The organism is Azospirillum argentinense, assembly GCF_000632475.1.
Classification (GTDB): domain Bacteria; phylum Pseudomonadota; class Alphaproteobacteria; order Azospirillales; family Azospirillaceae; genus Azospirillum; species Azospirillum baldaniorum.
The window spans coordinates 273,077-295,427 of sequence record NZ_CP007796.1; the positions used below are offsets into that span (position 1 = coordinate 273,077).

21 protein-coding genes are annotated in these 22,351 nt (G+C 68.8%); 15 read left to right on the plus strand and 6 right to left on the minus strand.

The genetic code is table 11. The features are described 5' to 3' along the window. Nucleotides 1–31 precede the first annotated feature (31 nt). Nucleotides 32–601: a hemerythrin domain-containing protein gene (locus tag ABAZ39_RS27480; RefSeq protein ID WP_247874675.1), complete on the plus strand. Its 570-nt coding sequence runs from the start codon at nucleotides 32–34 to the stop codon at nucleotides 599–601. A gap of 13 nt (nucleotides 602–614) precedes the next feature. Here the strand turns inward: ABAZ39_RS27480 and ABAZ39_RS27485 are convergent, their stop codons facing one another. Then, nucleotides 615–2,042, minus strand: coding sequence for a sigma-54 interaction domain-containing protein (locus tag ABAZ39_RS27485; protein ID WP_040137485.1), 1,428 nt, complete (start codon nucleotides 2,040–2,042; stop codon nucleotides 615–617). Between the two features lie 276 nt (nucleotides 2,043–2,318). Here ABAZ39_RS27485 and ABAZ39_RS27490 point away from each other — a divergent pair, with 276 nt between their 5' ends. From ABAZ39_RS27490 to ABAZ39_RS27525, 8 genes are all read left to right on the plus strand, one after another. After that, complete coding sequence (locus tag ABAZ39_RS27490) at nucleotides 2,319–3,230, plus strand: 3-hydroxyacyl-CoA dehydrogenase family protein (protein ID WP_040137486.1); 912 nt, start codon at nucleotides 2,319–2,321, stop codon at nucleotides 3,228–3,230. 51 nt (nucleotides 3,231–3,281) lie between these two features. Continuing rightward, nucleotides 3,282–4,232 (plus strand): 3,5-dioxohexanoate:acetyl-CoA acetone transferase, encoded by a 951-nt coding sequence (gene kce / locus ABAZ39_RS27495; RefSeq protein ID WP_040137487.1) that lies wholly within the window; start codon nucleotides 3,282–3,284, stop codon nucleotides 4,230–4,232. A 47-nt stretch (nucleotides 4,233–4,279) separates the two neighbouring features. Beyond that, nucleotides 4,280–5,059, plus strand: coding sequence for a 3-hydroxybutyrate dehydrogenase (locus tag ABAZ39_RS27500; RefSeq protein ID WP_040137488.1), 780 nt, complete (start codon nucleotides 4,280–4,282; stop codon nucleotides 5,057–5,059). Between the two features lie 41 nt (nucleotides 5,060–5,100). Continuing rightward, nucleotides 5,101–6,315 carry an ABC transporter substrate-binding protein gene (locus ABAZ39_RS27505; protein ID WP_040137489.1) on the plus strand — a complete coding sequence of 405 codons (1,215 nt, stop codon included), beginning with the start codon at nucleotides 5,101–5,103 and terminating at the stop codon, nucleotides 6,313–6,315. Nucleotides 6,316–6,662: 347 nt separating this feature from the next. Next, entirely contained in the window at nucleotides 6,663–7,949 is a 1,287-nt protein-coding gene (locus ABAZ39_RS27510; RefSeq protein WP_081863382.1) for an ABC transporter substrate-binding protein, read from the plus strand. A 3-nt stretch (nucleotides 7,950–7,952) separates the two neighbouring features. Then, nucleotides 7,953–9,386, plus strand: coding sequence for a di-heme oxidoreductase family protein (locus ABAZ39_RS27515; protein WP_040137490.1), 1,434 nt, complete (start codon nucleotides 7,953–7,955; stop codon nucleotides 9,384–9,386). A 40-nt stretch (nucleotides 9,387–9,426) separates the two neighbouring features. Beyond that, nucleotides 9,427–11,520 (plus strand): TonB-dependent receptor plug domain-containing protein, encoded by a 2,094-nt coding sequence (locus ABAZ39_RS27520; protein ID WP_247881789.1) that lies wholly within the window; start codon nucleotides 9,427–9,429, stop codon nucleotides 11,518–11,520. 35 nt (nucleotides 11,521–11,555) lie between these two features. Beyond that, nucleotides 11,556–12,404, plus strand: coding sequence for a TonB family protein (locus ABAZ39_RS27525; protein WP_040137492.1), 849 nt, complete (start codon nucleotides 11,556–11,558; stop codon nucleotides 12,402–12,404). On the opposite strand, the gene ABAZ39_RS35150 is transcribed toward ABAZ39_RS27525, so the two are convergent. The 4 genes from ABAZ39_RS35150 to ABAZ39_RS27540 all read right to left on the minus strand — a co-directional run bounded on the left by ABAZ39_RS35150 (nucleotide 12,397) and on the right by ABAZ39_RS27540 (nucleotide 14,836). After that, on the minus strand, nucleotides 12,397–12,567 hold the full coding sequence (locus ABAZ39_RS35150) for a helix-turn-helix domain-containing protein (protein ID WP_081863384.1): 171 nt from the start codon (nucleotides 12,565–12,567) through the stop codon (nucleotides 12,397–12,399). The two genes, ABAZ39_RS27525 and ABAZ39_RS35150, sit on opposite strands and share 8 nt — an antisense overlap. Further along, a complete protein-coding gene (locus ABAZ39_RS37435; RefSeq protein ID WP_257722229.1) occupies nucleotides 12,564–12,692 on the minus strand; it encodes a hypothetical protein in 129 nt (42 codons plus the stop codon). Before ABAZ39_RS37435 ends, ABAZ39_RS35150 begins: the two co-directional genes overlap by 4 nt. An 18-nt stretch (nucleotides 12,693–12,710) precedes the next feature. Then, nucleotides 12,711–13,334, minus strand: coding sequence for a helix-turn-helix domain-containing protein (locus ABAZ39_RS27535; RefSeq protein WP_040137493.1), 624 nt, complete (start codon nucleotides 13,332–13,334; stop codon nucleotides 12,711–12,713). 65 nt (nucleotides 13,335–13,399) lie between these two features. Continuing rightward, nucleotides 13,400–14,836, minus strand: a complete 1,437-nt coding sequence (locus tag ABAZ39_RS27540) for an FAD-binding oxidoreductase (RefSeq protein WP_040137494.1) — start codon at nucleotides 14,834–14,836, stop codon at nucleotides 13,400–13,402. A gap of 219 nt (nucleotides 14,837–15,055) precedes the next feature. Here ABAZ39_RS27540 and ABAZ39_RS27545 point away from each other — a divergent pair, with 219 nt between their 5' ends. The 5 genes from ABAZ39_RS27545 (at nucleotide 15,056) to ABAZ39_RS27565 (ending at nucleotide 20,203) form a co-directional block, all read left to right on the plus strand. Further along, nucleotides 15,056–16,210 carry an alpha-hydroxy acid oxidase gene (locus ABAZ39_RS27545; protein WP_040137495.1) on the plus strand — a complete coding sequence of 385 codons (1,155 nt, stop codon included), beginning with the start codon at nucleotides 15,056–15,058 and terminating at the stop codon, nucleotides 16,208–16,210. A gap of 373 nt (nucleotides 16,211–16,583) precedes the next feature. Beyond that, nucleotides 16,584–17,483, plus strand: coding sequence for a 4-hydroxy-tetrahydrodipicolinate synthase (dapA, locus tag ABAZ39_RS27550; RefSeq protein WP_040137496.1), 900 nt, complete (start codon nucleotides 16,584–16,586; stop codon nucleotides 17,481–17,483). 166 nt (nucleotides 17,484–17,649) lie between these two features. Then, nucleotides 17,650–18,504 (plus strand): transporter substrate-binding domain-containing protein, encoded by an 855-nt coding sequence (locus ABAZ39_RS27555; RefSeq protein ID WP_040137497.1) that lies wholly within the window; start codon nucleotides 17,650–17,652, stop codon nucleotides 18,502–18,504. A gap of 219 nt (nucleotides 18,505–18,723) precedes the next feature. Further along, nucleotides 18,724–19,386 (plus strand): amino acid ABC transporter permease, encoded by a 663-nt coding sequence (locus ABAZ39_RS27560; protein WP_014199009.1) that lies wholly within the window; start codon nucleotides 18,724–18,726, stop codon nucleotides 19,384–19,386. A 52-nt stretch (nucleotides 19,387–19,438) separates the two neighbouring features. Next, on the plus strand, nucleotides 19,439–20,203 hold the full coding sequence (locus ABAZ39_RS27565; RefSeq protein ID WP_040137498.1) for an amino acid ABC transporter ATP-binding protein: 765 nt from the start codon (nucleotides 19,439–19,441) through the stop codon (nucleotides 20,201–20,203). A 16-nt stretch (nucleotides 20,204–20,219) separates the two neighbouring features. Here ABAZ39_RS27565 and ABAZ39_RS27570 read toward each other — a convergent pair whose 3' ends face one another. Then, nucleotides 20,220–21,125: a LysR substrate-binding domain-containing protein gene (locus ABAZ39_RS27570; protein WP_040137499.1), complete on the minus strand. Its 906-nt coding sequence runs from the start codon at nucleotides 21,123–21,125 to the stop codon at nucleotides 20,220–20,222. A gap of 160 nt (nucleotides 21,126–21,285) precedes the next feature. Between ABAZ39_RS27570 and ABAZ39_RS27575 the strand changes: the two genes are divergently transcribed. After that, the gene (locus tag ABAZ39_RS27575) at nucleotides 21,286–22,320 is read left to right on the plus strand and encodes an ABC transporter substrate-binding protein (RefSeq protein WP_051658631.1); all 1,035 of its coding nucleotides are present in this window, start codon (nucleotides 21,286–21,288) and stop codon (nucleotides 22,318–22,320) included. Nucleotides 22,321–22,351 lie beyond the last annotated feature (31 nt).

Below are 22,351 nucleotides of genomic sequence, written 5' to 3' on the forward strand. Positions count from 1 at the left end.
CACACCCATGGACCCGGGAGGCACGGACATCATGAGCAGGAGAGGAAGGGACCTCTGGTCCACAAGCGGCCTGATCGCCTTCGCCAGCGGTGCCGCCGTGGCGATCCTCGCCAGCCGCCTGCTGCCGCCGGTGGTCGCCCAGGCCGCCGGGACGACGATGGCGCGCGACCCGTTCGACGCCCTGATGGACGACCACCGCCACATCCTGGCGCTGCTCGACGCGATGGAGCGGACGCACACCGGCGAGACCTTCCAGCGGACGCAGTTGCTGCTCCGCCTCAAGCGCCGTCTCGCCGCGCACGCCATAGCCGAGGAGGACGTCGTCTATCCCCTGCTGCACGACCACGCGCATCAGGAGGCGGACGCCCGGCACCTCTACGGCGAGCACGCCGACATGAAGATGCACCTGTACGCCCTCGAGCAGATGCCGAAGGACGATCCCGCGTGGCGGCGGCGCGTCATCCAACTGAAAGAACTGATCGCGGAGCATGTCCAGCAGGAGGAGGACGTCGATTTCCCCAAGCTGCGGAACGCGCTGGACCAGCGGGAGACGGCCCGGCTGTCGGGCCATGTGCAGCGGGAGAAGGCCCTGCTGCTGTAGCGCCGCGATCCGGCTACGTCTCGGAGTCGGCGGTGATGCCGTGCTTGCGCAGCTTCGCGTAGAGGTTGGTGCGCGACAGGCCGAGGCTCCGCGCGGCTTCGAGCTTGTTGCCCTGCGCGTCCTCGAGCGCGGCGAGGATGAGCGAGCGTTCCAGCTCGTCCATGCTGTCGGCGAGGGGGCGCCTGCGCGCCGGTGGGGCGAGAGGCCGGGCAGCGGCTCCGGGAAGGATGTCGGCGAAGTCGTCGGCCAGGATGCGCTCGCCTTCGGTGCGCACATAGACCTGCTCGATGACGTTGGCCAGTTCACGGACGTTGCCCGGCCAGTCATGCCCGCGCAGCGCGTCGAGCGCCGCGGGGGTGAGGTCGCGCATCGGCTGGTCGAGGCTCACCGCCATCCGTTCCGAAAACAGCGAGGCGAGGATTTCCAAATCCTCCTTGTGGTCGCGCAGCGCCGGAAGCTGGATCGGGAAGACGTTGAGCCGGTAGTAGAGGTCCGAGCGGAAGGTGCCGTTCCGCATCATCTCCGGCAGCGGCCGGCTGGTCGCGGCGATGATGCGGACATCGACCTTGATGACCTGATTGGAGCCGAGCGGCTCGACCTCGCGCTCCTGAAGCACGCGCAGCAGTTTGGCCTGAAGCGGCAGCGGCATGTCGCCGATCTCGTCGAGGAACAGCGTGCCGCCATGCGCGAGCTGGAATTTTCCGGGGCGGGGCTGGCGGCCGGCGCCGGTGTAGGCGCCCGGAGCGACGCCGAAGAACTCTGCCTCAAGCAGGTTTTCGGGGATCGCCGCGACGTTGATGCCGACGAAGGGGCGGTCGACCCGATCCGAGGCGGCGTGGATGGCCTGCGCCACCAGCTCCTTTCCGGTTCCCGTCTCGCCCAGCACCAGCACCGCCGAGTTGATCTGGCCCGCCTTGCGAACCAGCCGCTTCACCTGGAGCATCGCCGGGCTGAAGCCGACGAGGTTCTCGACCGAGTATTTCGGCGCGCGGCTGGCGGCGAGTTCCTGTTCCATGCGCGCGAGGCGCGATTGCAGCTTGTTGAAGCGCTCGGCGATGGGACGCAGGTAGGTCAGGCTGTTCTTCAGGGCGAAGGCGAGGGCGCCGATGATCTCCCCCTGCTCGTCGCGCAGGGGCAGGCGGCTCACCAGCAGCGTGTGCTCCCCGTAGCGCATGATGTCGAGCGGGAAGGAGCGGCCGGTTTCCACAACGTCGCGCATCTGGCTGTGCGGGATGACCCGTTCGATGGGTTGCCCCACCACCTCGGTGAGGGAGCGGATGCCCAGCAGCGCCTTGCGCTTGTCATCGAACCAGACGTGCTTATCATTGGACCAGACGATCCGCGCGTCCTTGTCGACGAGGATGGCGCCGTCGATCATCTCGTCGATCATCACCATCAGCGCGCGCGCCGCCGCGAAGTGTTCGTCCCGTCCCGCCGCCATGGCCCGCCTCCCGTCGCATCGTTTTGTCAATATTCTGAACACTGTTTGTCAAAATTTAGGACACGACGGAAGCCCTGAGTCGCAGGCCCATGGCGGCGAAGGGCTGAAAACCGCAGGCAATCCGCCCGCGGGCTTGGCCGAAGGCCCTCCATACCAACAATTCCCGTCGCTGGCACGCCCCTTGCTTTGATTGCGGAAAGAAAATATGCGCGCCGCGAACAATTGGCCGGACGGCCGTTGCGGCGGCGCTCAAGGCAGGGGGGACGCGACAGAGGCATGACGCAGCAGCGTATTGGGATCATCGGCGCCGGGCTGATGGGGCATGGGATCGCCCAGGCGTTCGCCGCCGCCGGGCACCCGGTCGACATCCACGAGCCCGATCCCGACCGCCGGGCCGGGATCGTCGAACGGGTCCGCGGCAACCTTGAGACTCTGGGAATGGACACCGCCGCCGCGGACCGGGTTCGGCCCTGCGCCTCCCTGGAGGACGCGGTCGGCCGGGCGGACGTCGTCATCGAAGCGGTCCCTGAGGATCTGGCCCTCAAGCAGCGGATCTTCCTGGCGGTCGAGGCCGCCGCCCCGCCCCATGCGCTTCTGGCGAGCAACACGTCGGTGATCCCGATCACCCGGATCATGGAGCCGCTTCGGGACAAGAGCCGCGCGCTCGGCACCCACTGGTGGAATCCGCCGTATCAGATTCCGCTCGTCGAGGTCATCCAGACCGCCGACACCGACGACGCGGCGGTCGCCGCGATGATCGGGCTGCTGGCCGCCATCGGCAAGACGCCGGTGCATGTCCGCAAGGATGTTCCCGGCTTCATCGGCAACCGTTTGCAGCACGCGCTCTGGCGCGAGGCCATCGCGCTCGTCCAGAACGGCGTGTGCGACGCCGAGACGGTGGACGCCGTGGTCAAGGCCAGCTTCGGCCGCCGCCTCGCCGTCCTGGGACCGCTGGAGAACGCCGACCTCGTCGGCACCGACCTGACCCTGGCGGTGCACGAGCATGTCCTGCCCGACCTCGACCGGACGCCGGAACCGTTGCCCCTGCTGCGCGACCTCGTCGCGTCCGGGCGGCTGGGCATGAAGTCCGGCGCCGGTTTCCGGACCTGGACGGAGGCGCAGCGGACAGAGACCCACGCCCGTCTGGCGGCCCACCTCCAGCGGCTGGACGGCGTCGAGCGCGGGTGACCGCGCGCCGCCTCCTCTCCATTCGAAATCAACCCATGCAGGGAATCTCACATGGCCGCACCACAGAAGGCACCACAGAAGAAGGTCATCATCAGCTGCGCGTTGACGGGGTCGATCCACACCCCGACCATGTCGGACGCGCTGCCGGTGACGCCCGATGAGATCGTCGAGCAGGGCGTCGGCGCCGCCGAGGCTGGAGCCGCGATCCTCCATCTGCACGCCCGCGATCCCCGGACCGGGCAGCCGACGCCGGACCCGGCGGTGTTCATGCAGTTCCTGCCGCGCCTCAAGCAGTCCACCGACGCGGTGCTCAACATCACCACCGGCGGCTCGCTCAACATGACGGTGCAGGAGCGCCTTGCCGCCCCGCTCCAGGCCCAGCCGGAGATGTGCTCCCTCAACATGGGCTCGATGAACTTCGGCATCTTCCCGCTGGCCGACCGTTACCAGGGCTGGAAGCACGACTGGGAGGAGCCCTATCTGCGCAGCACCGATGACTTCATCTTCCGCAACACCTTCCGCGACATCGCCTACATCCTGGAGCATCTGGGCGAGGGCTGCGGAACGCGCTTCGAATTCGAGTGCTACGACGTCGGGCACCTGTACAACCTCGCCCACTTCGTCGATCGGGGGCTGGTGAAGCCGCCCTTCTTCGTCCAGACGATCTTCGGCATCCTCGGCGGCATCGGTGCGGAGCAGCGCAACCTCGTCTTCATGCGCGAGACCGCCGACCGGCTGTTCGGGACGGATTACGAGTGGTCGGTGCTCGCCGCTGGCCGTCACCAGATCCCCTTCACGACCATGGCCGCGGTCATGGGCGGCAACGTCCGGGTCGGGCTGGAGGACAGCCTGTATCTCAGCAAGGGCCGGCTGGCCCGGAACAGCGCGGAGCAGGTGGCGAAGATCCGCCGGATTCTCGAAGAGCTGTCGCTCGAGGTCGCCACCCCCGCCGAGGCGCGCGCCATGCTCGCCCTGAAAGGCGCCGATCAGGTGGCCTTCTGAACCGCGACACGCCATTGACATCCAAGACGTCCGAAAGAAAGACCGAGATGCGAAACAGGAACGCTGTCGTCACCGGCTCCACCACCGGCATCGGGCTGGCGACCGCCCGCGAACTCGCCCGCCAGGGTTGCCATGTCATGCTCAACGGCTTCGGCGACCGCGCGGAGATCGACCGGCTGTGCGCGGACATCGCGGCGCAGAGCGGCACGACGATCGTCTATTCGGGGGCCGACCTCAGCCGGCCGGACGAGGCCCGCGCCATGATGGCGGAGGCCGCGGCGGCGCTCGGCCCCATCGACATCCTGGTGAACAACGCCGGGGTGCAGCATGTGGCGGCGGTACACGAGTTCCCCGACGACAAATGGGACCTGCTGCTCGCGGTCAACCTCAGCGCCGCCTTCCACACCATCAAGGCGGCCCTTCCCGCGATGCGGGAGCGCCGCTGGGGGCGCATCGTCAACACGGCGTCGGTCCTCGGCATGGTCGGCGCCCCGCACAAGCCCGCCTATGTCGCGACGAAGCACGGCATCATCGGCCTGACGAAGTCGGTGGCGATCGAGGTGGCGGAGCACGGCATCACCTGCAACGCGGTGTGCCCCGGCACGGTGCTGACCCCGATCATCGAGAAGCAGATCGCCCAGCAGGCCCAGGTCACCGGTCTGCCGGAGGAGCGGGTCCTCCAGGCGGTGTTCCTCGACCGCATGCCGACCGGCCGGCTGATCCCCCCGGAGGAGGTCGCCGCCGCCATCGCCTTCCTGTGCTCCGACGCCGCCGCGTCGATCACCGGCACCGCGATCCCCGTGGATGGCGGCTACACGACCCATTGAATCCCCAACCACCAAGAAAACAACACCCTAGGGAGTGAACCATGCGCAGCACCCGTCTTGCCGGCCTTCTCGCCGGAGTCGCCTTCGCCGCCCTGGCGTCCGGCACGGCCCAGGCCCAGATGTCGGACAACGTCATCAAGATCGGCATGCTGTCCGACCGGTCCGGCATCTACGCCGACATCAACGGCGAGGGCTCGGCGGTGGCGGCACGGCTGGCCGCCGAGGAGTTCGGCAACGCCATCAACGGCACCAAGATCGAGATCATCGTCGGCGACCACCAGAACAAGGCGGACATCGCCGCCAACCTCGCGCGCCAGTGGATCGATGTGGAGAAGGTCGACGTCGTCGCCGACGTGCCGAATTCCGCCGCGGCGCTGGCCGTGCAGGGCATCACCAAGGACAAGAAGCGCATCTTCCTGATGTCCGGCCCCGGCTCCACCGATCTGACGGGCAAGGATTGCAGCCCTTACGGCTTCCTGTGGACCTGGGACAACCACGCCGTGGCGTCCTCCACCGCCCGCGCGCTGGTCGAGCAGGGCAAAAAGAGCTGGTTCTTCATCACCGCCGACTACGCCTTCGGCCATTCGCTGGAAACGGAGGCGGCCAACACCGTCAAGCAGCTCGGCGGCACCATCAAGGGCAGCGTCCGCCATCCCCTGGCAAGCTCGGACTTCTCGTCCTTCCTGCTGCAGGCGCAGGCCTCGGGTGCGGAGGTGGTCGCCTTCGCCAACGCCGGCGGCGACACCATCAACGCGGTCAAGCAGGCCGCCGAGTTCGGCATTCCCCAGGGCGGCCAGACGCTGGCCGGCCTGCTGCTGAACGTCAACGACATCCACGCGCTGGGCCTCGACACCGCGCAGGGGCTGATGCTGGCGAACTCCTTCTACTGGGACATGAACGACGAGACCCGCGCCTGGTCGAAGAAGTTCGAGGAGCGGACCGGGCGCAAGCCGTCGATGAATCAGGCGGGCGTCTATTCGGCGGTCAAGCATTACCTGAAGGCCGTGCAGGAGGCCGGCACCGACGACGCCGACAAGGTCGCCGCCAAGATGCGTGCCACGCCCATCAGCGACATGATGATGAAGGACGCGAAGATCGCCGACAACGGCCGGATCTTCAACGACATGTATCTGGCGCAGATCAAGACGCCGGGCGAGTCGAAAGGGGCCTGGGATTACTTCAAGATCCTCAAGACCATTCCCGGCGAGCAGGCCTACATCAACCCGAAGGACAGCGGCTGCCCCCTGGTGAAGTGACGGGGTGATTGCATTTGAAGTCCCCTCTCCCCTCGGGGGAGAGGGTTAGGGTGAGGGGGGTGCGCATTTGCCGGACCTACCGCCAAGCACATCCCCCTCACCGGCCCTGCGGGCCACCCTCTCCCCAGAGGGAAGAGGGTTATAGAGGCCAAATGCGATAGCTCTGAGTTAAATCACGGCCTGAGGTGAGGGCGGCCGGACAGCGGGGGCCTTTTCCATTTCCATATTTTCTTCACGGTTATATACCGAATGTATATAGCGCCGTTGACAGACGCCGGTATGCGCTGTATCCAAACAAACATAGCGAATGGATATGGCTTTATCGGTCCCCTGTGACGGAGCCCGCGATGAGATTGCGTGCGTTGGTTGTGCTGGCGATGGGCATCCTTCCGGGTGCGCTGCATGCGGAGCCCCTGGAATCGAGCCTGCTCGTCCTGACCAGCTACCCCGACGAGTTGGTCTCCCGCTTCGAGGCGGCGTTCGAGCGGGCCAATCCCGGCACCGACCTGCGCGTCCTCTGGAAGACGGGACGGGAGGCGATTCCGATCCTGCGCAGCGCCGACCAGGGGGGCGTGGACGTCTACTGGACCCCGGCGCTGCGCAACTTCCCGCTGCTGCGCGACGAGGGACGGCTCCGCCCGCTGGACACCGCTTCACCGGAGCTTGATCGCGAGGCGCTGCCGGGCCGCATCGGGGCGCAGACCCTGTCCGACCCCTCGGGCCGCTTCGAGGCGTTCGAGGTCGCCGGTTACGGGATCGTGGTCAATCCGGCCTATCTGGCGGACCGCGGGCTGCCGACGCCGCGGCGCTGGGCCGACCTCGCCGACCCGGCGCTGGCCGGGCACGTCGCCTTCCCGGTGCCCTCGCGGGTCGGCTTCGCCCCGGTGCTGGTGGACATCATCCTCCAGGCCGAGGGCTGGACGGCGGGCTGGACGCTGCTGCAACGCATCGCCGCCGGCGCGGAGCTGGCCGACCGCGGGCCGGGCGTGGGCGACAGCGTGGGCTCGGGGCGGCGCGGCGCCGGGCCGACCATCGACTTCCAGGCGCTGAACGCCCAGGCCGACGGCAAGCCGGTGGAAATCCTCTATCCGGAGCGCACCGCCTGGCTGCCCGCCCACATCGGCGTGACCGCCGCCGCCCCCCACCCGAAGGCCGCCGCTGCCTTCGTCGCCTTCGCCCTGTCGGAGGAGGGGCAGCGCATTCTCTTCCACCCGGACATCCGCCGCCACCCGGTCCGCCCCGCGGTCTATCGCGACGCCCCGGCGGGTACCGGCAACCCCTTTGCCGCGGCGGGCGCCTTCGCCTACGAGACGGAGCGGGGCAGCCGCCGCGAACCGGCGGTCGCCGCGCTGTTCGACGCGCTGATCACCCGCCGTCAGGACGAGCTGCGCGAACTGCTGGCTCTGCTGGACGAGGCACGGCGGGCCGCCGCCCGGACGGGCAATCCCGCGCTCGTCGCAAAAGCGGAGGAGGCGCTGGCCCTCGCCACCGCGGTGCCGGTGACGGAGGAGCAGGCCGCCGGCCTGACCGTCACCCTAGCGCTCGATCAGGACTGGGCGGAGCGCATCGGCAAGGCCCGCGCCGCCGCCGCGGACACCGCTCGCGCCGTGCTGACCGCCGCCAAGGAGCCCTGACCCGTGCGCCGGACCCTCCACGCGCTTCTCGGCCTGTCGGTCGCCTTGTCCGCGACGGCGGGAGCGGCGGTTCAGGCCGCCGCCCCGTCCAACCCGACGCGCGCCGCCTTCGACCATACCCTGCCGCCGGCCGACGAGGCGCAGCGCGTCCAGTTCACCATCGGGCGCATCCTGTTCAACCATGTCTGGACGCCGGGCGGCCCGGACCCGGAGGCCGGGACCGGCGTCGGCCGCGCCCAGGCCGGCGGACGGGCGCTGGTGCAGAACGGCTTCGCGGGGGAGGGCGGGTTCCACGGGCTGGGGCCGACCTACAACCGGCTGTCCTGCGCCGCCTGCCACATCAAGAACGGGCGGGGCGAGCCGCCGCAGGGGCCCGACGACGCGCTGCGCGCCATGCTGGTCCGCCTGTCGGTGCCCGGCGAGGACGCGCATGGCGGACCGAAGCCGCACCCCGCCTACGGCGACCAGATCAACGACCAGTCGGTGCCCGGCGTCCCGGCCGAGGCGCGCGTCTTCTTCACGTGGCACGAGCGGGTGGAGCGTCTGGCCGACGGCACGGAGGTGCCGTTGCGCGCTCCCGAGATTCGCATCACCGATCCGGCCTTCGGGCCGCTCGGCGACGATGCGATGACCTCGCCGCGCATGGGGCCGCCGGTCTTCGGGCTGGGCCTGCTGGAGGCGGTGCCGGAGCGCGTCGTCCTGGCGCTGGCCGAGGCGCAGGCGCGCGAGGGCGTGGTCTCCGGCCAGCCCAACCGCGTCTGGGACCGCGAAGCCGGGGTGGAGGCGCTTGGCCGCTTCGGGCTGAAGGCCAACCAGCCGACCGTACGCCAGCAGATCGCCGGGGCCTTCGTCGGCGACCTCGGCATCACCACGCGCCTCTATCCGCAGCCCAACTGTCCGGAGGCGCAGGACGCCTGCACCGCTTATGCCGCCAAAGACGAGGGGCTGCAGCCGGAACTGTCCGAGGCGATGCTCGACACCATCCATCTCTACACGCTGGCGCTCCAGCCGCCACCGCGGCGCGGCGTGGACGACCCGGCGGTGCGTCGCGGCGAGGCGGTCTTCGCGGAGACCGGTTGCGCCCGCTGCCACGCCCCCAGCCTGGAGACGGCGGAGCATCCTCTCCTGCCGGGGTTGGGCGGAGGGACGATCCATCCCTACAGCGACCTGCTGCTGCACGACCTGGGCGACGGGCTGGCCGACGGGCGGCCCGATCATCGCGCCAACGGGCGGCAGTGGCGCACGGCGCCCCTGTGGGGGCTGGGCCTCGTCCCGCTGATCGCCGATCACCCCGCCTATCTGCACGACGGCCGCGCCCGCAGCCCGCTGGAGGCCGTGCTGTGGCACGGCGGCGAGGCCCAGGGCAGCGTCGACGCCGTGCGCGCCCTGCCCACCGCCGACCGCGAGGCGCTGCTGTCCTTCCTCGCCTCACTCTGATCCACACCCACCGCTGACGCCTTTCCCCTCTAGGAGTCCGATGAGACGATTGCTGCTTGCCGCTGCGTCGTCGGCCGTGATGGCCGCCGCGCAGAACGCCCCCGCCTTGGCTCAATCCACCGCCCAAACGGCCAGTCAAACGCCCGCTCAAACGGCCGCGCCCGACGAGCCGGTCTACCGGCTGGGCCAGATCAACGCGACGGCCCAGGCGGCCGGCGGCACCCCGGTCGGCGGCTCCGTCCTGTCGTCGGAGGACATCGCCCGCTTCAACCGCGAGCGGCTGGACCGCGCGCTCGACCTGCTGCCGGGCGTCAGCATCGCTACCACCCGCGGCCCGCGCAACGAGCGCTACGTCACGGTCCGCGGCTACGACCGGTTCCAGGTGCCGCTCTATCTGGACGGCGTGCAGCTCTATCTGCCGGCGGACAACCGCTTCGACCTCGGCCGCTTCCTGACCGGCGATCTGGCCGAGATCCAGGTGGCCAAGGGCTACGCGTCGGTTCTCGACGGGCCGGGCGGGCTCGGCGGCTCGATCAACCTCGTCAGCCGCAAGCCGACGCGCGAGCTGGAAGGCGAATTGCGCACCGGCATCAACCTCGACGCCACCGGCGCGTTCTCCGGCTATCTGACCAGCGCCAGCGCCGGGACGAAGCAGGAGCGTTTCTACGTCCAGGGCGGCATCGCCAAGGTCGAGCAGAATTTCTTCCGCCTGTCCGACGACTACAAGCCCACCGCCAACGAGAATGGCGGCCGGCGCGAGGGGTCGGACAGCCGAGACTGGCGGGTGAACGCCAAGTTCGGCATCACGCCCAACGACACCGACGAGTACTCCTTCAACGTTCTGAAGCAGAACGGCTCGAAGGGCGCCCCGCTGCACACCGACGACCCGGCCAGCAGCCAGACCATGCGCTACTGGAAATGGCCGGAATGGGCGGTGCAGAACCTGTCCTTCAATTCGCGCACACAGCTTGGCGACAAGTCCTACGTCAAGACGCGGCTGTTCCATTCGACCTTCGACAACAAGCTGGATTCCTACGACGACCGCCGCTACGTCCGGCAGAGCACGTCGCGGGCCTTCACCAGCATCTATGACGACCGCGCCTATGGCGGCGGCGTGGAACTGGGCACCGACCTGATCCCGCGCAACACGCTGAAGGGCGCCGTGCATGTCCGCCGCGACGAGCACGAGGAATTCCAGACCCTCTACGCGCCGCGCTTCCGCGAGCCGAACCAGAAGAGCGTCGAGGACACCTATTCGGTCGCGCTGGAGAACACCTTCCACGCCACCGGGGCGGTGGATGTGGTGACCGGCGCCAGCTACGACTGGCGCGACCTGCGCAAGGCCCAGGACTGGGACGGCACCAACACCGGCCGCTTCGTCACTTACCCGACGAAGGACATGGACGCCTTCAATTGGCAGGGCGCGGTGATCTGGCGCACCAGCGCCACCGGCGAGACCCACGCCAGCGTGTCCAGCCGCACCCGCTTCCCGACGCTGTTCGAGCGGTTCAGTTCGCGCTTTGGCGGGGCCGTGTCGAATCCGGGGCTGAAGCCGGAACGCGCCATCAATTACGAGATCGGCGCGTCCGAGCAGGTCTTCGGCAACACCCGCCTGGAAGGGGCGGTGTTCGTCAACGACCTGACCGACGCCATCCAGCAGGTGAACATCCTCTACAACGGCCAGTCGGTGACGCAGAACCGCAACGTCGGGTCCGGTTTCGACCGCGGGTTCGAGCTGTCGGCGCGCGCGCTGCTGTCCGAATGGCTGGAGATCGGCGGCAATTACACGCTGCTGGTCCGCACGCTCGACGCCGTGGGCACTCCGGAGCCCAAGCCGACCGGCACGCCGACGCACAAGCTGTTCGCCTATGCCGACATACAGCCCGTCGAGGCGCTGCACGTCGTGCCGTCGCTGGAGGTCTCCTCGAACCGCTGGACCAGCAATTCCGCGCAGACCGTCTACTACCGCACCGGCGCCTACGCGCTGGCGAACCTCAAGGTCTCCTACGAGATCGTCAAGGGCGTGGAGGCGGAGGCCGTGGTCCGCAACATCACCGACCGCAACTACCAGCTCATGGACGGCTACCCGGAGGAGGGGCGCAGCTTCTACCTCGGGGCGCGCTACCAGTTCTGACGCGGAAGAGGCTGGGCTGAGCACGGGGCCTAAGCATGGACGGCATGCGCGCCGGCGATGCGGCGATCGTTGGGGAAGGGGAGGGGCATGGGCCGTGGGCTCCGTGGGCTTTCGTCCTGTCCGCCCTGGCCCATGCCGCCTTGCTGGGCCTGCTGATCGCTGCGGCCGAGACACCGACCGTGTCGGTTCCGGAGGCGGTCAGCGTCGACGTCGTGCCGGGAAACGGCGTGGAAACAGCCGGCGACGCGGGGGGAGGCCCGGACGGCCGCGGAGAGTCCGACGTGGAGCCGCCGCCGGCCGCTCCCGCCGCCGAACCGGCGCCGGACCCGGAACCGCGACCGGTCGAGGCCGTTCCGCTTCCCGACCCGTCGCCCCCCGACGTTCCGGACTCCGTTGCACCGCTTCCGGCCCGCAAGCCGACGGTGAAACCGGTGACGGCGGCCACCCGCGTTCCATTACCGGCCGCCCCGGCAAAGGACATGGCCGGGAATCGCGATGGGGCCGCCGCCGCAACCGGACCAACGGCCGGACCCGCGATGGGCAGCGGGATGAACGGCTCCGCTGTGGCGGATGCCGGTGCTGGCGGCGGAGGCGCGGACGCCATGCGCGTCTATCTGGAGGAGGTGCGCCGCCGCCTTCAGGCCCGGCTCGCGGTGCCGGCGGAGGCGCGGCGGTTGCGGCTGGGCGGGACGGTGCTGGTGCGCTTCACGGTGCAACGCGACGGCAGCGTTCCAGGCGAGTCCATGGCCGTCCTGTCCGGCCCCGGCGTCGCGGTGCTGGAGCGGGCGGCGCTGGAGACGGTCGCTCGGACCGCTCCCTTTCCGCCTCCGCCCAAGCCGGCCACCGTCGAGGTGCCGGTGCTGTTCGCCGTGTCGGTCAGGTGAGGTCGTCGAGGTCCACCCGAAGGGCTTCGGCGATCCGCTTGAGCACATCCACGGAACCACCCCGCGTGCCGGCCTCGATCTGCGAGACATAGGCCTGCTTGAGACCGGTGGCCTCGGCGAGCTGAGCCTGTGTCATGCCGCGGTGGTCGCGGAAGACCTTCACCGGATGCTCGCCACCCAGCAGACGCTCAGCAGACGCTCAGCCACGTCATCGGGGAGGGTTTCCGGCTGCGTGGCCTTGTAGATGTCGAAAGCGCGGGTCGCGGTTGCCTCGTCGGCGGCTTCCATCAATCGAATCGTTATGTGTCATTGATATTTGGCGTAGACCCAGAGCACGCGGGCGTTCTCGTCCCCCTCAGAGACCCAGAGATGGGGGGTGCTGGCGTCGTAATACATGGAATCGCCGGCTTCCAGCCGCAGCGGCTCGTAGATCTGGCTGTGAACCACCAGCGTGCCGGAGAGGACGTGGAGGAACAGCTCCGCGTCGTACTTGGCCCATTCCGGATAGGCGTCGAGCGAGCGGGCGGCGACGGTGGTCATGATCGGACTCATGACCTTGTTCGTCAGATCCGGGCAGAGCCAGGCGTTGTTGCAGGTGCCAGTTGGGAAAGGGCGGCCCTCCCCCGACCGCGTCACCGAGCGGCGGCCGGCGACGCGCAGTGCCGGGGTCGGCCCGCCGATGATCGCCGCGGCGTCCATGTCGAACCCGCCGGCGATCTTCTGGAGGGTGGTGACGGTCGGCGACAGCTCGTTCCGCTCGATCTTGGACAGGGTGGACACGCCGACCCCGGTGCGGTCGGCCGCCTGCTGGAGCGTCAGCCCCAGCCGCTTGCGCAGATTCTTCAGCCGGACGCCGAGGTCCAGTTCCCCGTCCGCCCCGCTCTGGGAAGGGGAGGAGGAGACCGCGTCGGGCCTGTCGATCACATCCATTGCGTCGTCCGCCGCCTGTCGTGTCGCGATTCGTCGTACATGCCTGGTCGTCAGGGCGGGCCGCTTCATTGAGGGTCCTCGAACACAAGAACCTTTCCAGGATTCATCATATGGTGAGGGTCGAGCAACGCTTTGATCTGCGTCATCAGCCGGTAGCGCGCCGGGTCGATGGAGTTGGCGAGCCGTTTGCGGTTGCTGAGGCCGATCCCGTGCTCCGCGCTGATCGAACCATCGCAGGCGAGCGTCGCCGTGTCGACAATCTCGTTGATCCGCCCCGCCGCCGTCTCGAACGCGGCGCGGGAGGGAAAGGCGTCGTGGTCGAAATGGATCACCGCGTGCAGGTTGCCGTCGCCGACATGGCCGACGAACAGCCGCCGCGCCTGCGGGAAGGCGTCGCGCACGCCGCGCTCCGTCTCCGCCGCGAAGTCGCTCAGCCGGTCGAGCGGCACCACCGTGTCGTAGGAGACGCTGATCCCGGCGACCTTGTTCGCCTCCGACACCGAATGGCGCAGGCGCCACAGCGCCTCGCGCTGCGCTTCGCTCCTGGGGATCACGGCGTCGGCGACGAGGCCGCGCTCCAGCCCGTCGGCAAGGCAATCCTCAAGAATTGAGGCCAGATCCATGGCGGCGAAGCTGTCCTCCGCCTCGATCAGCACGTACCAGGGGTGCGGCTCCGCGAAGGGCAGGGTGCAGCCGGGAATGTGGTCGAGGACGAGCTGCATCTGCGAGTGCGACATGACCTCGTAGGCGCCGACCCGGTCGCCGAGGCGGGAGCGGACGGCGGCCAGAAGCTCCAGCGCCTGGTCGAGATGGCCGGCGCCGGCCATGGCGGTGGCGCTCGCCTGCGGTTGCGGGAACAGCTTCAGCACCGCCGCCGTGATGATCCCCAACGTGCCCTCCGCCCCGATGAACAGGTGGCGCACGGCGTAGCCGCTGTTGTCCTTGCGCAGCCGTTTCAGGTCGTTCATCACCGAGCCGTCGGGAAGCACCACCTCCAGCCCCAGCACCATGTCGCGCATCGGGCCGTAGCGCAGCACCGCCGTGCCGCCGGCGTTGGTCGCGATGTTGCCGCCGATCTGGCAGCTCCCCTCCGCGCCCAGGCTGAGCGGGAAGAGGCGTCCGGCCTCCTGCGCGCGGGCCTGGAGGTCGGCCAGGATGCAGCCGGCCTCCACCGTCATGGTGTTGTCCAGACCGCTGACCTGCCGGACCCGGTTCAGCCGGTCGAGCCGCAGCACCACCGCCTCCTCCGAGAAGGGCGTGGCGCCGCCGCACATGCCGGTGTTGCCGCCCTGTGGCACGATCTTTCCGCCATGCTCGCGCACCAGCAGGACGGTCGCCGCCACCTGCTCCGTGTCCGCCGGATAGACGGCGCACAGCGCCGTGCCCTGGTAGCGGCCCCGCCAGTCCCGCGTCAGCGGTTCGAGATCCGTCGCCTGCGTGACCACATGGCGCTCCCCCAGGAGCGTACGCAGCGACGTCAGCAGAGCCTGTGGGTCACGCATCGGGCAGGTCCTTGTGGCTTCGGGGCCGGAGGAGGGCGCCGGGGTGGAGATCGGTGAGGCGGACAATCGGCCGGGACGATCGGACGTTGACGATACTGTTTCACCATGTCTAGCATACGAAAAATTGTTCCCGAAAAGATAATTTTTGTCGGAGCAGCACCCAATGGGCATATCCTGCGAATCGTGCGATGCACGCGTCCTTCCCCGGAAACCGGGGACATGGCGGTGACCGCGTCGCTCAACATCGCCGAGGCCCGGCAGCGGGCGCGCGCCCGCCTCCCGCGCGGCCTGTTCGAGTACATCGATCGCGGAACTGAGGACGAAACCGGCATCGCGACGAGCAAAACGGCGCTCGACAGCCTCGTCTTCAAGCCGCGCGTTCTGGTGGACGTGTCGAAACGCGACGCCACCACCCGCCTGTTCGGGGTGAGCCAGCCCATGCCGCTGGTCGTGGCGCCCACCGCCGTGGCCGGGCTGGTCTGGTACGACGGCGAGGTCGAACTGGCCAAGGCCGCCGCCGCGGTCGGCATTCCCTTCTGCGTCTCCACCCAGTCCATCACCTCCGTCGAGCGGATCGCCGGGGAATCCGGGGCGCGGCTGTGGTTCCAGCTCTATGTCTGGCGCAGCCGCGAGCGCACCCGCGAGCTGGTGCGGCGCGCCGAACGGGCCGGGGCAGAGACCCTGGTCCTGACCGTGGACACGGCGGTGACGCCCAACCGCGAATACAACATCCGCAACGGCTTCGGGATTCCGATCAAGCCGTCGCTGCGCGCCGGGCTGGACTGTCTCGCCCACCCGCGCTGGTTCGCCGGGGTCTTCGCCAAGTATCTGCGCAACGGCGGCGTGCCGACCTACGCCCACTATCCCGACGAGTTCCGCACCGCGCTGGGTCGGGTCGCCGTCGGGGACGAGATCGGCCTCGCCCAGGACGTGGGGTGGGACGACGTGCGGAGCTTGCGGGACGCCTGGAAAGGCAAGCTGATTTTGAAGGGCGTGCTGCGCGCCGACGACGCGGAGAAGGCCGCCGAACTCGGGGTGGACGGGATCGTCGTGTCCAACCACGGCGCCCGCAACCTGGATCACGCCATCCACCCCGTGCGCTGTCTGGCGGACATCGCCGAGCGGGTCGGCGACCGGGTGACCGTCCTGGCCGACAGCGGGGTGCGGCGCGGCAGCCACGTCGCCGGCTATCTGGGGCTCGGCGCGCAGGGCGTGCTGCTTGGCCGTGCCGTTCTCTACGGGCTGGCCAGCGACGGGGCGGCGGGTGCGCAGGCGGTGCTGGAGATGGTTCGGCGCGAGCTTCTGACCACCATGGGTTTCCTCGGCGCCCCGACCGTGGCCGACATCGCGGGGACGGTGGAACGGCCACGTTGACGTGTGTTGGCGCGCCGGATTTTATCGTATCGTCACTTTTCATCCATGAAACGATTTGTTCTTGCAGCAAAAGGAAAAATAGGGTCACATCTCCTTTGTCGGATGCGGGCGGGGCCGGATCGAGGTCTCAAAAGGGACGCTCCATCGCTCCCGTTCCCTCCGACCCCCACCCGAGCGTTGGTCCGGGTGCGGGTTCAGGCACGGATTTCCGGCGGCGCGCCGGTCTTTGTCGATTTCATCGGACTCGTTTCATCGCGCTTCTTCCGATCGTCCCGAACCGGCTTCCCGCATCGCGGGGGCGAGGCCGCCCTGCGGCCGCAGCACACCGTCACGCCACGCCTCAAACGCCACGCTTAGGAAATCCGAGGACCCCATGGCACTCACCCATTCGGAGATCAGCGGCCTGTTCAGCGCCATCGTCACGCCGCTGACGGTCGACGGTTCCGTCGACATCGCCGGCCTGAAGCGGCTGGTGCGCCACCAGCTCGACGCCGGGGCGTCCGGCGTCGTGCCGATCGGCGGCACCGGCGAGTATCCCGCCCTGTCGCGGGACGAGCGCAAACGCGTCGTCGCCGCCTGCGTGGAGGAGGCCGGCGGCAAACCGGTGATCCCCGGCGTGCTGTCCACCGGCTTCCAGGACGCGGTCGAGGCCGGGCGCGACTTCGCCGCCGCCGGGGCCGCCGCGGTGATGACCGTCACCCCCTATTACGCCGCCGGCACCCAGGAAGGCATGCGCGCCTATTTCCGCGCCTACCGCGACGCGGTGGACCTGCCGGTCATGCTCTACCAGATCCCCCGCCGCACCACCGTGGCGGTCACCGCCGAGGGCGTGCAGGCGATGGCGGAGGACGGCTCCATCATCGGCATGAAGTTCTCCTCCTACGACATGCCGGAATTCATCAAGACGATGAAGTACGCCGGCGAGAAGATCTCGGTGCTGAGCGGCGAGGAGCCGCTGTTCGCCACCCACGTCGCGCTGGGCGCGCGGGGCGGCGTGCTGGCCTCGGCGACCATCTACCCGAAGATCTGGCTGCGCATCTTCGAACTGGCGCGCGCCGGCAAGCTGAACGAGGCGCTGGCCGAGCAGACCCGGATCGACCCGGTGGTGAATTCCATCTTCCTGGAAACCAACCCCGGCCCGCTGAAGGCCTTCATGGCGATGGCCGGCATGCCGGTCGGCGGGGTGCGGCTGCCGCTGACCGCGCCGACCGCCGAGACCACCGAGAAGCTCCAGGCCGTCGCCCGGCACGCGCGCGACATCGCGCTCGCCTAACGGCTGAGAAACACTTTGGGCGCTCCTTCCCCCGGAAAGCGCCCCAACAACGCGAAGCCGCGGCGGCGGCCGGTCAACGAACACGGAATGGCCTGAACGCACGTAAAGACACACACGTCATGACACATCCGGTCGGACAGCCCGACGGACCACAAGGGAGACGGACATGGTGAATCGCAGGGAACTGGCTGGGTTTCTGGGCGCCGGCGCGGCGGTCGGGGCTTTCGGGGCCACCATGGCGGCGGGCATCGCCCCGGCTGCGGCGCAGGAGGGCGGCAGCTCCTTCGACCGGGTCCTGAAGGCCAAGAAGCTGCGCATCGGCGGTGTGGCGACCGGCGCCCCCTGGATCATGAAGGACCAGACGACCGGCCAGTGGTCGGGCCAGTTCTGGGACATCGGGTCGGCGCTCGCCGCCGACATGGACGTCGGCATCGAGGTGGTCGAGACCACCTGGGGCAACGCCATCCTCGATCTCCAGGCCAACAAGATCGACGTCATGTTCGGCATGAACCCGACGCCCAAACGCGCCCTGGCCGTCGACTTCACGGTCCCGGTCTACAACAGCGCCCTGGTCGTCATCGCCAAGCCGGGCTTCGAGCCGAAGAGCTGGGCCGACATGAACAAGCCGGAGGTGAAGATCGCGGTGGACGTCGGTTCCGCCCACGATCAGGTGGCCAGCCGCCTCTGCCCGAACGCCCAGCTCATCCGCTTCAAGTCGCTGGACGAGGCGACGCTGGCCGTGCGCAGCGGCCGGGCCGACGCCCAGTCGATCTTCTGGATGGGCGGCGTGCGCGCGGTGAAGCGCGACCCGTCGCTGGGCAAGGTGATCGTGCCGCGCCCGATCTTCGGCTCCACCTCCAACGCGGCGGTGCGGCGCGAGCCGGACAAGACCCTGCGCGACTTCGTGAACACCTGGATCGTCTATGCCCAGGGCCTGGGCCTGATCCGCGAGGCGGTGGTGAACAGCCTCGCCAAGGTGGACATCGCCATGAGCGACATCCCGGAAGGCATCACCTTTTAAAGCGAACGTCCGTTCGCTTTAGAGTCACATCGCCTCACTCGCCGGCGGGCTTCGGCCGCACGTGCGGCCGGGACCGCCGTCGCGGTCCAAAGCGGATTGCAATCCGCTTTGAAGGAACCCGCCTATAGGCCCGCCGACGGACCTGGGTTCCGATGGCGCACGGCGGCCGGCCCCACGGGGATTCGACCGCCGTTCCGTAGTTTTGCAAGCAGGCCCGCCATGTACACCTTCAACTTCGAGATGCTCTGGGGTTACCGCTGGCTGTTCCTCAACGGCACGCTGGTCACCATCGGCCTGACGGCCGCCGTCGTCGTGCTGGGCCTGCTGCTCGGGCTGGTCGGCGGGCTGGCCCAGCTCTCGCGCTTCGCGGTGCTGCGCTGGATCTCCTGGGCGTACATCGAGCTGTTCCGCTGCACGCCGCTGTTGGTGCAGCTGCTGTGGTTCTATTACGCGCTGCCGATGCTGACCGGCATCCAGATCGACGCGGTGACGGCCTCCGTCCTCACCCTGTCGCTCTACGGCGGGTCCTTCTACGCGGAGGTGATCCGGGGCGGCGTGGTCTCCATCGAGGCGGGACAGACGGAGGCCGGGCTGGCGCTCGGCATGACGCCGGCCAAGGTGATGCGGCGCATCGTGCTGCCCCAGGCGGTCAAGCGCATGATCCCGCCGCTGATGAACCAGTCGATCATCCAGTTCAAGAACACTTCGCTGGTCTCGGTGGTGGCGGTGCCGGACCTTCTCTACCAGGGGCAGGTCGCCGCAACGGACACCTTCCGCCCGCTGGAGGTCTACACCATCGTCGCACTGATCTACTTCGTCGTGCTGGTCCCCCTGACGGCCATCGTGAAGCGGGGCGAGAAGCAGCTCCAGACGGGTCATTGAGGTCCGGGGCACTGACGTTTCCCCGGCGATCCAACGCGAGAGGGCCTTTCCCATGAGCATTCCCAAGATCGAAGTCGCCGGGCTGAGGAAGCAATTCGGCGAGCTGGTCGTCCTGCGCGACATCAACCTGAAGGTCGATTCCGGCGCCGTCGTGGCGCTGATCGGCCCCTCGGGGTCGGGCAAGTCCACCCTGCTGCGCTGCCTCAACCTGCTGGTGGTGCCGAACGGCGGCCGGGTCCGCATCGGCGGCGACGCCTTCGACTTCGAGACGGGCAAGGCGTTGCCCCGGCCCAAGGCGCAGGCGAAGTTCCGCTCCAACACCGGCATGGTGTTCCAGCACTTCAATCTGTTCCCGCACATGACCGTGCTGGGCAACGTGATGGAGGGGCCGGTCTCCGCCAAGAACATGCCGAAGGCGCAGGCCGAGGCCATCGGTCGCCGGCTGCTCGCCAAGGTCGGGCTGGCCGACAAGGCCGAGGCCTACCCGGACCGGCTGTCCGGCGGGCAGAAGCAGCGCGTCGCCATCGCCCGCGCGCTGGCCATGGAGCCGGAGGTCATGCTGTTCGACGAGGCGACCTCCGCCCTCGACCCGGAGCTGGTGTCGGAGGTGCTGGGGGTGATGCGCGACCTCGCCGCCGAGGGCATGACGATGATCATCGTGACCCACGAGATCGCCTTCGCCCGCGAGGTCGCCGACCGCGTGATCTTCATGCGCGACGGCGTGATCGTGGAGGAGGGGCCGGCGCGCGACGTCATCGACCGGCCACAGCAGGAGGCCACACGCGCCTTCCTCAGTCATTTCCACACGCGCGGCTGAGGGGGCTGAACCGGCGTCAGTCCTGATCGGGCAGGCGGAAGGTGGCGACGGCGTCGCGGAACCCACCCAGGAAATCCTGCGCGAGGGTGGACAGCGACCGCTGCGCCGAATGCAGCACCGCCATTTCGAAGGTGATGGCCGGTTCGAAGGGGCGGATGGCGACGCCGCGCCCCGCATACTCCTGCGCCGTGAAGGGATCGACGATGGAGATTCCCGCCCCGGCGGCGACCATGGCGCAGGCGATCATGGTGAGTTGCGTCTCCACCCGCATGGTCCGGGCGACACCGTGCTCGGCGAACATCGCGTCGATGGAATAGCGCATCAGCGTGGCGGCGCCGAGCGCGATGAATGCCTCGCCCGCGAAGTCCTCCGGGACCAGCCGCTTGCGCACGGCCAGGGGATGGTTGCTCGGCACCACGGCGACCGCCCGCACCCGCGGCATCCGCTCGCACAGCACCGTCGCGTGCTCCACCGCCGACTGGCCGAAGCCCAGCTCGCACTGGCCGGCGGCCACCCAATCGAGCACCTGGGGGGAGCTGCTGCCCCACAGCGACACGTCCACCCGCGGCCGCTCCTCAAGGAAGCGGGCGACGAAGCGCGGCAGGAAGCCGATGGCCATCGCCGGCATGGCGGCCACCCGCAGCGTGCCGGCCCGCCGCTCCTGGAGGTCGCGCGCCGCCTGCTCGATCCGCTCCAGCCCGACGAAGGACCGCTCCACCTCCTGGTACAGCGACATGGCCTCGCTGGTCGGCGCGATGCGCGAGCCGCGCCGCTCGAACAAGGTCAGTTTCAGCGCGTATTGCAGGTCGGCGATCAGGCGGCTGACCGCCGGCTGGGAGATGTTCAGAAGCTCTGCCGCCGCGGTGATCCCGCCGGTCAGCATGACGGCGCGGAACGCCTCGATCTGGCGGGGATTGAGCATTCCGGTGCGGTCCAAGGGTGTCAGATGCGTTGCAGTATAACATTCAGTTATAGACACCACAAACAATTCGATTTGACGATTATGCCAGCGGGGCGCGACGCTCCGGGGGTGCGACAAAACGCGCACCGCTGGGAAACGAACCAGAACAGGAGAGGGACAGATGCGAGCGTTGGTGTACGGCCTGATGGCAACCGCCGCCCTGGGATGCGGCGCCGCGCAGGCGCAGCAGAAGACCCTGTATGTCGCCGCCTACGGCGGGTCCTTCGAACAGACCATGCGCAAGGACATCATCCCGGCCTTCGAGAGCAAGACGGGCGTGAAGGTCGAGTATGTCGCCGGCAATTCCACCGACAACCTCGCCAAGCTCCAGGCCCAGAAGGGCAACCAGCAGATCGACGTGGTGATCCTGGACGACGGTCCGATGTACCAGGCGGTGGCGCTGGGCTTCTGCGCCGACATCGCCAAGGCGCCGGTCTACGACGACCTCTACGATCTGGCGAAGATTCCCTCGGGCAAGGCGGTCAGCGTCGGCGCGGTCGGCACCGGCATCGTCTACAACAAGAAGGTCTTCGACGAGAACGGCTGGGCCGCCCCCTCCTCCTGGAAGGACATCGAGGACGCCAAGTACCGCAAGAAGCTGGTCATCCCGCCGATCAACAACAGCTACGGCCTGCACGCGCTGGTGATGATGGCGCGGCTCGACGGCGGCGGCGAGAAGAACATCGACCCCGGCTTCAAGGCCTTCAAGGACAAGGTGAACCCGAACGTGCTCGCCTACGAGCCGTCGCCGGGCAAGATGACCGAGCTGTTCCAGAGCGGGCAGGCCACCGTCGCCGTCTGGGGCTCGGGCCGCGCCAAGGCGCTGGCCGACACCGGCTTCCCCGCCGCCTTCGTCTACCCGAAGGAGGGCGGCATCGTGCTGGCCTCGGCGGCCTGCGCGATCACCGGCAGCAAGCAGGCGGCGGAGGCCCAGCAGTTCATCCAGCACATGCTGTCGCCCGAGGTGCAGACCGTGATGGCGACCGGCGCCGGCTTCGGCCCGGTCAACAAGACGGTCACCCTGACCGCCGACCAGCAGGTGGGCATCCCCTACGGCCCCGAGCAGATGGGCAAGCTGCTGGTGGTCGACTGGGACACCATCAACGCCAACCGCGAGGCCTGGAACAAGCGCTGGACCCGCGAGATCGAGCGCTGACCGCCGCTTCCGGCCCGCACCCGCGGCGGGC